The sequence below is a fragment of the Bordetella genomosp. 9 genome, assembly GCF_002119725.1.
In the GTDB taxonomy this organism is placed as follows: domain Bacteria; phylum Pseudomonadota; class Gammaproteobacteria; order Burkholderiales; family Burkholderiaceae_B; genus Bordetella_C.
The window spans coordinates 1636054-1649916 of sequence record NZ_CP021109.1 but is presented as its reverse complement, the minus strand read 5'-3'; the positions used below and the strand labels follow the sequence as shown (position 1 = coordinate 1649916).

The window sequence follows — 13863 nt, the reverse complement described above, 5'->3', positions numbered from 1 at the left end:
TCCGAATTCATCAGGCAGTGGCAGCCATGACCCGTACCGTTCATTGCGTCAAACTCAAGCGCGAAGCCGAAGGGCTCGATTTCCCGCCCTACCCCGGCGAACTGGGCCAGCGCATCTGGCAGAGCATTTCCAAGGAAGCCTGGGAAGAGTGGAAAGGAATCCAGACGCGCCTGGTCAACGAAAACCGCCTGAACCTGGCCGACGCCCGTGCCCGCAAGTATCTGCAGCAGCAGATGGAGCGCTATCTGTTCGAAGACGGCAGCGTTGAAGCGCAGGGCTTCGTGCCTCCGGCGGGGTAGCCCACCCTCGAAGCGCTGACGCGCTTCCCCAAGGGAAGGCCCACCCCCGAAGCGCTGACGCGCTTCCCCCTCGAGGGGGCGACGCTGGCGGACCGGCGGGCCGGATCCGCGGCGTCCTGGATAGGTCCACCCCCGAAGCGCTGACGCGCTTCCCCCTCGAGGGGGCGACGCTGGCGGACCGGCGGAGCCGGATCCGCGGCGTCCTGGATAGGTCCACCCCCGAAGCGCTGACGCGCTTCCCCCTCAAGGGGGCGACGCTGGCGGACCGGCGGAGCCGGATCCGCGGCGTCCCCGAATCGGGAGGCAGTCGCGACTTGCGCGAGTGAGTGGATCGAAGAAAAGGCGGCCCTGATGAACTGACGGGCCGCCTTTTCTTTGGTGGGGACGAATGCGGGGAAGCGTCAGCCGGTGGTTTCGGTGTCTTCTTCTTCGCCGCGCGCCTGTTTTTCGGCGTTCTTGGCGCCGGTGTGGCGGACGTCGGCGCCGCGGACCATGTAGATGACGCGCTCGCACATGTTTTTGGTGTGGTCGCCAATGCGTTCGAGCGCGCGGGCGATGAAGATCAGGTCGATCGACGGGGTGATGGTGCGCGGGTCTTCGATCATGAAGGAAATGACCTGCCGCAGGGCGGCCTTCCATTCCTTGTCGACTTCCTTGTCGCTGCGCACCACCTGCGCGGCTTGCACCGGGTCCAGACGTGCAAAGGCGTCCAGCGCCAGACGGAGCATGTTCAGCACGCGATTCGCGATGTGGCGCAGATCGACCATGGGGACGGTACGCACCTCGCCTTCGTGGATGCGCCGTGCGACGGTGGCGACCTTTTCCGCCTCGTCGCCGCAGCGCTCCATATCGGTCAGCATCTTGCTGACGGCGAGCAGCATGCGCAGGTCAATCGCGGTCGGCTGGTGCCGCGCCAGGATCTGGCTGATGCACTGATCGATCTCGACCTCGTAGCGGTTCACTTCCTTTTCGCGCTCGCGCACCTTGTCGACCAGGGCCATATCGCCCTGCGCCAAAGCGTCGATGGCATCCTGGATCATGGCTTCCACCACGCCGCCCATCGCCAGAAATTGCGAACGGACGCGTTCCAGGTCGGCATCGAATTGTTTGTTTGTGTGCTCGGTCATCCGGGCTCCCAGCGGGGTTGATGATGTTGCCATTGCCATGCGCGCCTCCAAGAAATGCCATCATGGAAGTCCCGGGCCGCATCGCGCAGCAGCTTATGACTCCCATGTGACAGCATTATGAACTGCTTCACGCCGCAGCCGACGGGCGGCTGCGGCCCTTGCCTCCATGCCGCCCGGTCAGGGCCGGGACAAGCGCCGGATACCTTGTTGCGTGGCGAGCAGCGCGACGTGCGCGCCCGGTTGCGTGAACAGTCCGCAGGTCACCACGCCCGGCAGGTTGTTGATGCGCAGCTCCAGGGCCGCGGCGTCCGTGATGGGCAGGCCGGACACGTCCAGGATGACGTTGCCATTGTCGGTGACGAATCCTTCGCGCAGGGCCGGCCGCCCTCCCATCGAGGCGAGCTGGCGAGCGACCGCGGCGCGCGCCATCGGAATGACCTCCACGGGCAGCGGGAATGTCCCAAGGCGCTTCACCAGCTTGGATTCGTCTGCAATGCAGATGAAGCGGTCGGCCACCGATGCGACGATCTTCTCGCGCGTCAGCGCGCCGCCGCCGCCCTTGATCATGTGCAGATTGCCGTCGATTTCGTCGGCGCCATCCACGTAGATCGGCATGCGTTCCACGTCGTTCAAATCCAGCACCGGGATGCCCAGCGCTTGCAGGCGTTGAGCGCTGCGGGTGGAACTGGCGACGGTGCCGCGCAGTTTTTCCTTGAAGCGGGCCAGTCCATCGATGAAAAGGTCCGCTGTCGAACCGGTGCCGACGCCGATGACCACATCGGCGCCGGCCACTTCCTCGACGAATTCGAGCGCGGCAGTGGCGGCTTGCTGCTTCAATTCTTGCTGGCTGAGCATGGGAAAACCTGGAAGAAAGTAAAGCGGGAAAATTTAGCAGATCGGCCGGCACATGGTTCCCCGCGCGACGGCCGTCTCCATGCTACGCCTGTGGCGCCTCGTCATCGTCCGCATCGAACACGGTCGTCGCCAGGCCGTTTCCGCCCTGCTCGGGCGCGCCTGCCCCGGCGCCGGGGGCGTCGCCCGGCAGCGCCTCCACGGCCTTCAGGCTGCGCAGCATGGCGCGTGTGCGGACCTCCGTCTGGCCGATCTTGCTGCTGGCCGTATCCAGCGTACGCTTCACGCCGGCCAGCGCCTCGCCGAAGCGGCCGAACTCCGTTTTGACCGCCCTCAGCACCTGCCAGACTTCGGAAGACCGCCGCTCGATGGCGAGCGTGCGAAAACCCATCTGCAGGCTGTTCAGCAACGCCGCCAGGTTGGCGGGGCCGGCCACGTTGACGCGCATCCCGTGCAACTTGTCCAGCAGGCCCGGCCGCCGCAGGACTTCGGCGTAGAGCCCTTCCGTAGGCAGGAACATGATGGCGAAATCCGTTGTGTGCGGCGGCGCAATGTATTTCGCCGCAATGGATTTGGCCTGGAGTTCCACGGCGCGCGCCAGCGCCGCAGCGGCGTTGCGAGCCCCATCGGGGTCGGCCGCCTGCTCTGCTTCGATCAGGCGTTCGTATTCTTCCTTGGGAAACTTGGCGTCCAAAGGCAGCCACACGGGCGCGCCGCCTTCCGCACGCCCGGGCAGGCGGATGGCGAATTCGACGATGGCGTCGCTGCCCGGCACCGGCTTGACGTTGCAGGCATATTGATCGGGAGTCATGGTGTCTTCGAGCAGCCGCGCCAGTTGCACCTCGCCCCAGGTGCCGCGCGACTTGACGTTGGTCAGCACCCGTTTCAAGTCGCCCACGCCGGACGCCAGCGACTGCATTTCACCCAGCCCTTTGTGCACCGCCTCCAGGCGGTCTGACACCAGCTTGAAGGATTCCCCAAGGCGCTGTTCCAACGTCGCGTGCAGCTTCTCGTCCACCGTACGGCGCATTTCGTCCAATTTGCCGGCGTTGTCGCTCTGGAGCGCCTGCAGGCGCTGCTCCACGGTCTGCCGGACCTCCTGCATCCGGCGATCGTTCAGATCGATCAGGCGCTGCACCTGCTCGCCGAAAGCCGCGCCGAACCGCGCCAGCGACTCGGCGCTTTCGGTACGCGCGGCCTGGGCGTCGCGGGCGATGCCGCCGCGCAGCGCGTCCAGCTGCTGACCGAGCTCCACGCGCAGCCCGCGCTGGCTTTCGGAGAGTTCCAAACGCAGCTCGCGCGCCGTGCGCTCCTGCTCCGCGGCCAGCGCCTCCAGGCGAACGCCGACGCCGGTGGATCGTCCGGCCCGCCACGCTGCCACAATCGCCGCGACGGCGGCCACGACGGCCGCGGCCGCACCCACCCAGGACAACAGCAAAATGTCGCTTTGCGGCAACACCCTCTCCTATGCATGACACCCGCGCATTGTAGGGCCGGCGCCACACCGGTCTTTTTTGGCTTTCCGCGCGCGCGTTTACCGGTCAAACTACTGCAGTCGTGGAATTTTCGTAATAAAACTGTGGCAGTTACAAAAATCAAAAACGCCACACAGCACGGACAACACCGAATGAGCATCGTTTCCCTCCCGGCCAGGCGCGAGTTCGCCGCGCCGCCGTTGGCGTCCCTGGCGCCGCTGCCGGTGGCAGGGGAAACGTTTGCCCCCTTCGATATGCTCGACCTGGCTGGCTTGCGCCCGATCGCATCCGGCGCGGAGCGGCTGGTGTACCAGCACCCCACCCACCCGTCCCTGCTTGTGAAAGTGGTCGATCTGGCCGAGTTGGCGGATCATCTCAGCACGCGTCCGCTGCGCCGCTGGCGCAAGAACCTGCAGCGCGACGGCGCCTATCGCAACCACATCGCCGAGCTGGCGGAATATGCGGCCGCCCAGCATGCGGCTGCCGGACGCTGGAAGATCCCCATGGCGCGCATGCTTGGGCTGGCGCAGACCAATCTCGGCCTGGGATTGCTGGTCGAAAAGATCACCGACGGACAGGGCGGCCTGGCGCCGACGGTCGAACAGATCGTGCGCGAACGCGGCCTGGACGAAACGCTTGCCCGCGAGCTGGACAATTTCTTCGACGCGCTCGCGGATCACCATGTCGTCCTGAACGACGTCTCGGCGCGCAACGTGGTCATGGGCCTGAACGCCGACGGCGAAACCGGTCTGTATCTGATCGATGGCTTCGGCTCGAAGCAAGCCATCCCGCTGTTCGCCTACAGCAAGACATTGAACCGGCGCCGCATCCAGCGTAAATACCGCATGCTGCGCGCCAAGCTGCAGGCGCGCAGTCTTGCGCGGCCGCAGCTGCACGATTGAATCGCCTACTGGGAAGGGAAAGAGCGCGAAGCGCCAAGATGCTGGAAAGGGTCAGGCTGGGTCAGCCTGACCCTTGCAAGGCCTGCCCTGCCGCGTGATCCAATCATAGTCGCGCCCCGCCACTTGCCCCCGGCGCAACGGATTGCGGGTGCAGAACGGCGCGTACGCAGGGTCGACGAAGCGATAAGGCAAATGGGCGTCACGCCCTTCCGGTATGCCCAGACGCACGGTCCGGATCAGGCGGCGCGGCCGTGCGCCGATGTCTTCCACGAAGAACGACGACGGATCGAAGCGGCCGCCATCCCATTCCGGCACTTTCAGGCCCAGCGCTCGGCACAGCAGCGTCTGGCCTGCGCATAGCCGCTGGGGCGGCCGCGAGCGGCCCTGAGCGTCGGGGTTCAGCGCCTGCATGCGGGCCAGGGAATCCTCGCCGGACACCGCGTCCAGCCAGGGATGCGCCGATTTGATCAGGACCGCGTTGCCCGGGCCGCCGGCGCTGATGTTCAACGAGTCGCCGCCCCGCGCGTAATACATGTAGATGGCGCCGCCGTCCATGAACAGCGCGCGCCGCTTGTGCGTGTATCCCAGCGACGCGTGGCTGCCCTTGTCGTGCAGGTAATAGGCTTCGGTTTCGATGATCCGCGCGGACAGCCACAGGTCGCCGTGCCGGCGGCGCAGCACCATGCCGATCAATTCGCGCGCAACCTGCTGGGCGTCGCGGTCGAAGAAGGAATCGGGCAGCATGCGCCCGGCGGGATCAGGCAAAACGTTCGCTATAGCGTTTTTCCGAGAACCCGACGGCTACCGCACCGTCGGGCGTTACGGTGACCGGCCGCCGCACCAGGGCCGGATACTCGGCGATCAGCGCCTGCCACTGGGCATCGGTGGACGCGGATTTGCGCGACTCGGGCAACGCACGCCAGGTCATGGAGGTCCGGTTCACCAGCTTTTCCCACCCGCCCAACTGCTCGGCCCAGGCTTTCAGCGTGGCCGGCGGCACGGGATGGTCGCGGTAATCGATGAACTCGTGTTCAATGCCGTGCCCGTCCAGCCAGGTCCGCGCCTTTACGCAGGTGCTGCACTGTTTCAAACCGTAGAGTATGGGCAAGTTCATGCGCTCTCCTTGCGGCGTTGGAGTCGGTTGGCCACCACCACGCATATGCCGACGGTCAGGATGAACAACGCCGCCAGCGCATTGACCTCGGGCTTCAGGCCCAGCCGGACCCGCGAGAAGACTTCGATGGGCAGCGTGGTATAGCCCGGACCGGAAAGAAAGGACGACAGGATGACGTCGTCCAGCGACAGGGTGAAGGAAAGCAGCCAGGCCGACGCCAGCGCCGGGGCGATCAGCGGCAGCGTGATGGTGAAAAAGACCTTGAGCGGAGTGGCGCCAAGGTCCAGCGCGGCCTCTTCCAGCGAACGGTCCAGGTCGCGTACGCGCGACTGGATGATCACCGCGACGAAGGCCATGCAGAAGGTGGTATGCCCCACCCAGATGGTGAAGATGCCGTTCTCCGGCCAGCCGATGGTGCTCCTCACTTCCACGAACATCAGCAGCAGCGAGATGCCGATGACGACTTCGGGAATGACGAGCGGCGCGCTGAGCATGCCTATGTAGAGGGAAAAACCGCGGAACCGGCCCATGCGGGCCAGGATGTAGCCGGCCCACGTGCCGATCACCGTTGCGGCCGTCGCCGCCAGCGCGGCAACGCGGAACGACAGCCAGGCAGCGCTGAGCAGCGCGTCGTCATGAAACAAGGACGCGTACCACTTGAAGGAAAAACCGGACCAGGATGTGACCAGCGGCGAATCGTTGAACGAAAACACCACCAGGCTGAGGATGGGGATATACAGGAAGGCGAAGCCCAGGCCCAGGGCCAGCGCACGCATGCCGCGGTGAGGCCCTTTCACAGCTTGCCCTCCCGCATCATCTCCACCTGCCTGACCTGGTTGTACTGGAACAGCGCCAACGGCACGAGCAGCAGCAGGACCATCACGCACGTCACCGCCGCGGCCATGGGCCAGTCCGCATTGTTGAAGAACTCGCTCCACATGACGCGGCCCATCATCAGCGTGTTGGCGCCGCCGAGCATCTCGGGAATGACGTACTCGCCCACGGCCGGAATGAACACGAGCATCGCGCCGGCAATGACGCCCGGCCGGGACAGCGGCACGGTGATCTGCCAGAACGCCTGCCAGGGACGCGCACCCAAGTCGTAGGCGGCCTCGAGCAGGCGCAGGTCCATTTTGACCAGGTTCGCGTAAAGCGGCAGGATGAAGAACGGCAGGTAGGAATAGACCATGCCGATGTAAACCGCCAGATCGGTGCGATAGATCTCCAGGGGCTGCGAGATGATGCCCAGCCCGAGCAGCAGCTTGTTCAGCAGGCCATCGTTGCGCAGGATGCCTACCCAGGCATACACACGCAGCAGCAGCGACGTCCAGAACGGCAGGATCACGCCGAGCAGCAGGATGTTGCGCGTCTCGGGATTCGAGCGTGCGATGTAGTACGCCATCGGATAGCCGATGAGAATGCAGCAGACCGTGCTGATCGCGGCGATCTTCACCGAGCTGAGATAGGTCGCCAGATAGAGGCTGTCGGTGAACAGCAGCGCGTAGCCCCGCAGGTGCAGGCTGAAGTTCAGGGCCTCGTCCTTCAGTTCGACCAGCGGCGTGTACGGCGGCACCCCGAACTGCAGGTCCGCGAAGCTGATCTTCAGCACGAGCAGGAAAGGCACGAGCAGGAACAAGGCCAGCCAGGCAAATGGCGGCACGACCGCCAGCGCCCGCGACGATGGCAGCAGGCGGCGCAGCAAGGACCCGTTCATGACGGCAGTACCGTGGCGCTGTCGGCGTCCCAACTGACGTAGACCTCTTCGTGCACGGCCGGCGCTTCGGTTTTTTCGAAGACGCGCCTTGGCACGGTGGCTTCTACCGTCGCGCCGGAATCGAGCCGGATGTGGTACAGCGCATAGCTGCCCATCCATGCCATGTGCGTGACCGCGCCGTGCGCCCAGTTGTAGGCGCTGTCGGGCTGCTCACGCGACACGACGATGCGTTCGGGACGGATGGACACGTGGACCGGCATGCCCAGCGGCTCGCTTACCCCATGACTGACGTACAGGTGACGCGACAGCTGGTCGCTTTCGATCGCCACATGGTCCGGTTCGTCCACGACGATGGTGCCCGAGAACAGATTGGTACTGCCGATGAAACCGGCCACGAAGCGGGAATTCGGAAACTCGTACACGTCCTGCGGCGTGCCGACCTGGACGATCTGGCCTTCGGTCATGACCGCCAGCCGGTGCGCCATCGTCATGGCCTCTTCCTGGTCGTGCGTCACCATGATGCACGTCACGCCTACCTGTTCCAGGATGCGCACGAGTTCGATCTGCGTGTTCTGGCGTATCTGCTTGTCCAGGGCCGACATGGGCTCGTCGAGCAACAGCAGCTTCGGCCGCTTGACGAGGCTGCGCGCCAGCGCCACGCGCTGCTGCTGCCCGCCGGACAACTGGTGCGGCTTGCGGCGGGAGTAGCCGGCCATCTGGACGAGGTTGAGCGCCTCAAACACCCGATCGTGGATTTCGGCGCGATCGACGCCTTCCTGCTTCAGCCCGAACGCGACATTGGCCTCCACCGACATGTGGGGGAACAGCGCATACGACTGGAACATCATATTGACCGGGCGGCGATAAGGCGGCACGTTCGTGATGTCTTCGCCGTCCAGCAGGATCTGCCCGGAAGTGACTTCCTCGAATCCGGCCAGCATGCGCAGCAGCGTGGACTTGCCGCAGCCGGAACTTCCCAGCAGCGCGAAGAGCTCGTTGCGGCGCACCGCCAGGTTCACCGAACGCACGGCGACCGTGTCGCCGAAGATTTTCACCAGATCGCAGACGCGAACGAATTCGTCGGCATCCGCCGCATGGGGGGCCGCGTAACGGCTGTCATTCATGATGCTTATCGCCCGGACTTCAGTTCGGCCCACATGCGGGTCTGCAGGCGCAGGATATTGATGGGCTGCGCCTTGATCACGTAGAGCGTTTTCGAGACATCCGCCGGCGGATAGATCATGGGATTGTCCGCCACTTCCGGCACGACGTACTTGCGCGCTTCCTTGTTGGCGTTCGGATAGAACATCTTGTTGGTGATGGCGGCGTGGACCTGCGGCGTCTCGATGTAGTTGATGAACTTCATCGCGTTTTCCGGATGCGGCGCATCCTTGGGCACCGCCATGACGTCGAACCAGGCCGGCGCTCCGCCTTGCGGAATGACGTAATTGATCTCGAAAGACTGCTTGTTCTGCTTCGCCCGGTCGCGCGCGATCATGACGTCGCCGGAGAACCCGTACACCATGCACAGGTCGCCCGAGGCCATTTCATCGATATAGCCTGACGAGCTGAACTGGCGGATGTAGGGGCGGATCTGTTTGAGCACATCCAGCGCCGCCTTGTAGTCGTCCGGATTGGTACTGTTGGGATCCTTGCCCAGGTAATGGAGCACCGCCGGAAAGACCTGCGCCGCTTCGTCCAGGACGGAAATGCCGCAGTCCTTCAGCTTGGCGGCGTTCTCAGGCTTGAACAGCATGTCCCAGCTGTTCAGGGGCGCGTCCTTGCCCATGATGGCCTGCACCTTGGTGACGTTGTATCCCAGGCCGTTGGTGCCGTAGCCCCACGGCACGAAGTACTTGTTGCCCGGATCGACCTGGGCCACCAGGGCCATCACGTCTGGGTCCAGGTACTTCAGATTGGGCATCTTGTCCTTGTCCAGGGGCTGGAACAAGCCGCCCTGCAACTGGCGGGATGCGTAATGCGTGGACGGCACGACGACGTCGTAGCCGGACTTGCCCGTCAGCAGCTTCGCCTGCAGGGTATCGTTGTTGTCGTAGGTGTCGTAACGGACCTTGATGCCGGTTTCCTTTTCGAACCCCGGAATCGTGTCGGGCGCCGTGTATTCGGCCCAGTTGTAGACGTTGACCACGTTTTCCTGAGCCTTCGCCGACAACGCCGTCAGCGCCATCAAGGCTCCCGCCGCCAAGCGCGCACGCGCGTTGATACCCATGTTACAGAGCCCCTTGCCGTGAAAATTCCGTATCGATGATGCCGCGCCGGACAATGCCAGCCAGCCGCCCCCAGCGCGGGCCTGCCGCGCGCAAAGGCAAAAATGATAATTCCTTTTTTCCCCTGCCGTCAGGCCGGCGCCCGGGTCATGCGATTCTGGTAGGCCTGGTTCAAACGCTCGAAAAACGCCTGTCCGGCGGCGCCGCCGACCTTCACCAGCGAACGCTGCAGTCGCTCCATATTCCGGCGCTTGGCCGGCCCGGAGACGCCTCCCTGCCTGCCGCGGTCGAAATCGATGATCCAGGCTTTCCCGCGCGCATCCAGCAGGATGTTGTACGCGTTCAGGTCGGCATGCCAGACCCCCGCCTGGTGCATCCGCGCGATGGCATCGGCCGCCGCATCCCAAACGGGTTCTTGCAGCATCCGCGCGAGCGGCCGCACGTCGGGCAGGCGCCGCACCAGAATGGCCGCTTCGTAAGTCAGCGCACCCACCCGCCAATACGCGGCGGCCAGCGGCGCAGGCACCGGCAGCCCCTGGGCGGCCAGGGACTCCAGCAGCCGGAACTCCCTGAAGCAGCGCGTGCGCGCTTCCCCCAGCCAGATATAGCGCTGTCGGCTGATCCGCGCCACCATGCCGCCGCGCCGATAATGACGCAGCACGGCCGGCCCGCAATCCCCATCGACAAACCAGGCCGACTGCCGCCCGCCGACCGCGACGGGCTCGGCCCGCGCGCCATAGTAGGCAGGGTCGAACATTGCCGGATCCGCCCTCGGCACTTGCATCGCGTCATAACACATCGCCCCCGGCCGCTTCCCCTGCCAGGCCACCCGTAACGTCTCAGCGCCCATGGCCCCTCACCCTAGCCGCAGCAAAAAACAAGGCGCCAGCCCCAAACCAGCCGCCGCCCGACCGCGAACGCCCCGGATCCGGCTCCGCCGGTCCGCCGAAGAAAACAGATGCCCCGCGATCGGGGACGCCGCGGATCCGGCTCCGCCGGTCCGCCAGCGTCGCCCCCTCGAGGGGGAAGCGCGCAGCGCTTCGGGGGTGGGCCCTCCCTCCCATGAAAACAGGTGCCCCACGATCCGGGACGCCGCGGATCCGGCTCCGCCGGTCCGCCAGCGTCGCCCCCTCGAGGGGGAAGCGCGCAGCGCTTCGGGGGTGGGCCCTCCTACCCCGCACGATTGCGCATCCAATCGGCCGTACCGTAGAACGCGTGCAGCAGGCGGTCCATCAACGGCGCCGGCACATTCATGTCCTGCATCGCCCTTCCCATGCAGGCCACCCACTGATCGCGTTCTGCCTCGCCGATGGAAAACGGCAGGTGGCGGGCGCGCAGCCGCGGGTGGCCATACTTCTGGACGTAGTGGTCGGGGCCCCCGAAGTAGCCGCACAGGAACAGGAACAGCTTTTCCCGGGCAGCGTCCAGACTCGGACCGTGCGCCGCCCGCAAGGCGGCAAAGTCCTCTTCGATGTCCATGAGGTCATAGAACCGGTTGACCAGCTCGCGCACGGCCGGCTCACCGCCCAGCTGTTCAAAAATCGTGCGGGTGTGATCGAGGGGTTCGAAAATCGGTTGAACCCGCGTGGTGGTTGTCATAGGGCTTCTCTCAGAGTGACCAGGGGCGGCGTGCGAAGCACGCCGCGCAGCGCCAGCGCGCCGCCCGCCCAGGCGCCCAGCATGCCGACCGCGACGCCCGCCAGCCATGGCCACAGACTGAAGGTAATGTCGAAATCGAAGACGTGCCGCGACAGCGCCCAGGCCACCGCGCCCGCGCCCGCCGCGCCAAGCAGGCCGGCCAGGCCGCCGACCGCAAGCAGCTCGATACGTTGCGCGCGTGCCAGCTGCCGGCGTGTTGCGCCCAGCGCGCGCAGCACGGCGGCCTCGCGCACCCGTTCATCGCGCGTGGCGGCCAGCGCGGCCGTCAGCACCAGCACGCCGGCCGCCAGCGTGAAACCGAACAGCAGCTGGACGGCCTGTACGACCTGATCCAGCACGCCTTGCAATTGCCGCAGGATGGCATCCACATCGAACACGGTCAGATTGGGAAAGCGCTGCACCAGGCGCGGCAGCAGCTCGCGCTGCCCGGAAGGAAGGTGAAACGCGGTGATCCAGCTTTGCGGCGCATCGGCAAGCACGCCGGGCGATAGCATCGCGAAGAAATTCGCCCGCATGGTATCCCAGTCCACGCCGCGCAGACTAGTCACCGTAACCTCCACGGACTGTCCGGCGATGTCGAACGTCAACTTGTCCCCCATCCCCAGGCCCAGCGTCGCCGCGATGCCGGATTCCATCGACACTTCGCGCGAATCGGCGGACATCCAGCGGCCCGCCTGCAGGCTGTTGTAGGAAGGCATGGTCGCGCTGTACGACAGATTGAACTCCCGATCCACCAGGCGGCGCGCGCGTTCCTCGGCGTAATCCGAGGCCGAAACGGGACGGCCGTTCACCGCGACCAGGCGTCCCCGGATCATGGGGAACAGCGTGACGTCGCCGACGCCCGCTTGCCGCAAGGCGGCGGCCACCGGCTCACGCTGATCGGTCTGGATGTTGATCAGAAAACGATTGGGCGCATCCTGCGGCAGGGTCCGCTGCCAGCCTGCGACCAGATCGGTACGCGTCATGGTAAGCAGCAGCAAGGCCATCAGGCCGATCGCCAGCGCGCAGACCTGCGTGACCGTGGCGGCCCGCCGCCGCACCACGCCCGCAAGGGCGAAGCGCAAAGCCGGCATTCCACCAGCAGCCCGCCGCAGACGCGCAAGCGCCTGAACGCACAACAGCGCCACCAGCGCAAAGGCGGCGAAGGCGCCCAGAAAGCCGCCCGCGATGACGACGCCGAGCATGGCGTCGCCAGCGAACCACCATATCAAGAGGGCGAAGCCCGCCGCGCCGACGGCGTAGCCCGCGGCGCTGCCCGGACGCACGAGACCCACGTCGCGACGCAGGACGCGCGCGGGCGGCACATGGCGCAATTGCGCCAGCGAAGGCAGGGCGAAACCGAGCAGCAGCCACAGGCCGGTGGCCAGTCCCTGGATGCCCGGCACCATGGATGGCGACGGGAGATCGGCGTCCAGCATGCGGCCCAGCGCGGCGATCAGCCCCAAATGGGCCATATAGCCGAACATGCCGCCCACGAGGGAGGCGATCAGCCCGACCATCAGGAATTCGGCGGCCAACATGCGGGCAATCTGCGCCTGCGTCGCGCCCAGACAGCGCATGATCGCGATGCCGTCCCGATGGCGCACCATGAAGCGGGTGGCGGCGAGCGCGACCGCCACCGCGGAAATGAGCACGGCGAGCAACGCGACCAGGGACAGGAACCGTTGCGCCCGATCGAGCATGCGCCGGATCTCCGGGCGTCCAGACTCGACCGTTGCGATTTTCTGGCCGCGCTGCAGATGGGCTTGCAGCCATTGGGAGTAAGCCGCCACCGCGGACGCATCGCCGGCAGCCAGCAGGCCGTAACCGACACGGCTGCCCGGCGCGAGCAAATGGGTGGCCGCCAGCTCGTCCGCGCGCATCAAGACGCGCGGCGACAGGTTCACGAACTGCATGCCGCGGTCGGGCTCGTAGGTCAGCACGCGCGCGATACGGAACTGACTGTCGCCCAGCGCGATGCGATCCCCCATCCGGACGCCAAGCGCGGACAACACCTGAGCGTCGACCCACACGGTGCCAGGTTCCGGGATGTCGCGCGTGGCGGTTTCCAGGCCCGCCGGCTCTGCAGCCGTACGCAAACCGCCTCTCAAGGGATACCCGGCTTCCACTGCCTTCAGCGAGACCAGCTGCGACGATTGGCCGGCCGAGGCCATGGATGGGAATTGGTAGGTACGCGCCAGCCGCAAACCCTGCTCGCGGGCCCGGCGCTCGAAGGCTGCCGGGATCGGTTCGTCCGCGTCCAGCACGATGTCGGCGCCCAGCATTTGGGCGGCATTGCGTTCGAGCGCGCGCCCAACGCGGTCGGCGAGAAATCCCACGCTCGTGACGGCGGCCACGGCGACGATGAGCACGATGACGAGCAGCCGCAGTTCGCCGGCGCGCCAGTCGCGCAGCAGCGCGCGCACGCCCAGCCGCAAGCTGTGGCTCAAACCTGTCGGAGCGGATGCCGGAATGGCGGCGTCCAGGCGGGCGGCGGAGGTATCGTGCATGGCC

General features: G+C 65.9%; 14 protein-coding genes. 2 read left to right on the top strand and 12 right to left on the bottom strand.

Features of this window, described 5'->3' with window-relative positions; all coding sequences use genetic code 11:
* Window positions 1-26: 26 nt before the first annotated feature.
* Window positions 27-299, top strand: a complete 273-nt coding sequence (locus CAL13_RS07655) for an oxidative damage protection protein (RefSeq protein ID WP_086056877.1) — start codon at window positions 27-29, stop codon at window positions 297-299.
* A 401-nt stretch (window positions 300-700) separates the two neighbouring features.
* Here CAL13_RS07655 and phoU read toward each other — a convergent pair whose 3' ends face one another.
* From phoU to rmuC, 3 genes are all read right to left on the bottom strand, one after another.
* Window positions 701-1426 carry a phosphate signaling complex protein PhoU gene (gene phoU / locus CAL13_RS07650; protein WP_086056876.1) on the bottom strand — a complete coding sequence of 242 codons (726 nt, stop codon included), beginning with the start codon at window positions 1424-1426 and terminating at the stop codon, window positions 701-703.
* 177 nt (window positions 1427-1603) lie between these two features.
* Complete coding sequence (rpiA, locus tag CAL13_RS07645; protein ID WP_086071987.1) at window positions 1604-2281, bottom strand: ribose-5-phosphate isomerase RpiA; 678 nt, start codon at window positions 2279-2281, stop codon at window positions 1604-1606.
* A gap of 82 nt (window positions 2282-2363) precedes the next feature.
* Entirely contained in the window at window positions 2364-3734 is a 1371-nt protein-coding gene (gene rmuC / locus CAL13_RS07640; protein ID WP_086071986.1) for a DNA recombination protein RmuC, read from the bottom strand.
* A gap of 171 nt (window positions 3735-3905) precedes the next feature.
* Here rmuC and CAL13_RS07635 point away from each other — a divergent pair, with 171 nt between their 5' ends.
* Entirely contained in the window at window positions 3906-4655 is a 750-nt protein-coding gene (locus CAL13_RS07635; RefSeq protein WP_086071985.1) for a YrbL family protein, read from the top strand.
* A 51-nt stretch (window positions 4656-4706) separates the two neighbouring features.
* Here CAL13_RS07635 and CAL13_RS07630 read toward each other — a convergent pair whose 3' ends face one another.
* The 9 genes from CAL13_RS07630 to CAL13_RS07590 all read right to left on the bottom strand — a co-directional run bounded on the left by CAL13_RS07630 (window position 4707) and on the right by CAL13_RS07590 (window position 13859).
* Window positions 4707-5399, bottom strand: coding sequence for a DNA-3-methyladenine glycosylase (locus CAL13_RS07630; protein ID WP_086073557.1), 693 nt, complete (start codon window positions 5397-5399; stop codon window positions 4707-4709).
* 13 nt (window positions 5400-5412) lie between these two features.
* Entirely contained in the window at window positions 5413-5769 is a 357-nt protein-coding gene (locus CAL13_RS07625) for an arsenate reductase (RefSeq protein WP_086071984.1), read from the bottom strand.
* Window positions 5766-6545, bottom strand: a complete 780-nt coding sequence (locus tag CAL13_RS07620; protein WP_420042439.1) for an ABC transporter permease subunit — start codon at window positions 6543-6545, stop codon at window positions 5766-5768. The genes CAL13_RS07625 and CAL13_RS07620 overlap by 4 nt, the downstream gene beginning before the upstream one ends.
* A gap of 17 nt (window positions 6546-6562) precedes the next feature.
* On the bottom strand, window positions 6563-7483 hold the full coding sequence (locus CAL13_RS07615) for an ABC transporter permease subunit (RefSeq protein WP_086056869.1): 921 nt from the start codon (window positions 7481-7483) through the stop codon (window positions 6563-6565).
* On the bottom strand, window positions 7480-8607 hold the full coding sequence (locus CAL13_RS07610; protein ID WP_086056868.1) for an ABC transporter ATP-binding protein: 1128 nt from the start codon (window positions 8605-8607) through the stop codon (window positions 7480-7482). Before CAL13_RS07610 ends, CAL13_RS07615 begins: the two co-directional genes overlap by 4 nt.
* Window positions 8608-8612: 5 nt before the next feature.
* Window positions 8613-9713, bottom strand: a complete 1101-nt coding sequence (locus tag CAL13_RS07605) for a polyamine ABC transporter substrate-binding protein (protein ID WP_086056867.1) — start codon at window positions 9711-9713, stop codon at window positions 8613-8615.
* Window positions 9714-9841: 128 nt separating this feature from the next.
* A complete protein-coding gene (locus CAL13_RS07600; RefSeq protein WP_086071983.1) occupies window positions 9842-10561 on the bottom strand; it encodes a 3-deoxy-D-manno-octulosonic acid kinase in 720 nt (239 codons plus the stop codon).
* A gap of 320 nt (window positions 10562-10881) precedes the next feature.
* Window positions 10882-11310, bottom strand: coding sequence for a group II truncated hemoglobin (locus CAL13_RS07595; RefSeq protein ID WP_086056865.1), 429 nt, complete (start codon window positions 11308-11310; stop codon window positions 10882-10884).
* Window positions 11307-13859, bottom strand: coding sequence for an ABC transporter permease (locus tag CAL13_RS07590; RefSeq protein WP_086071982.1), 2553 nt, complete (start codon window positions 13857-13859; stop codon window positions 11307-11309). The genes CAL13_RS07595 and CAL13_RS07590 overlap by 4 nt, the downstream gene beginning before the upstream one ends.
* Window positions 13860-13863: the final 4 nt, after the last annotated feature.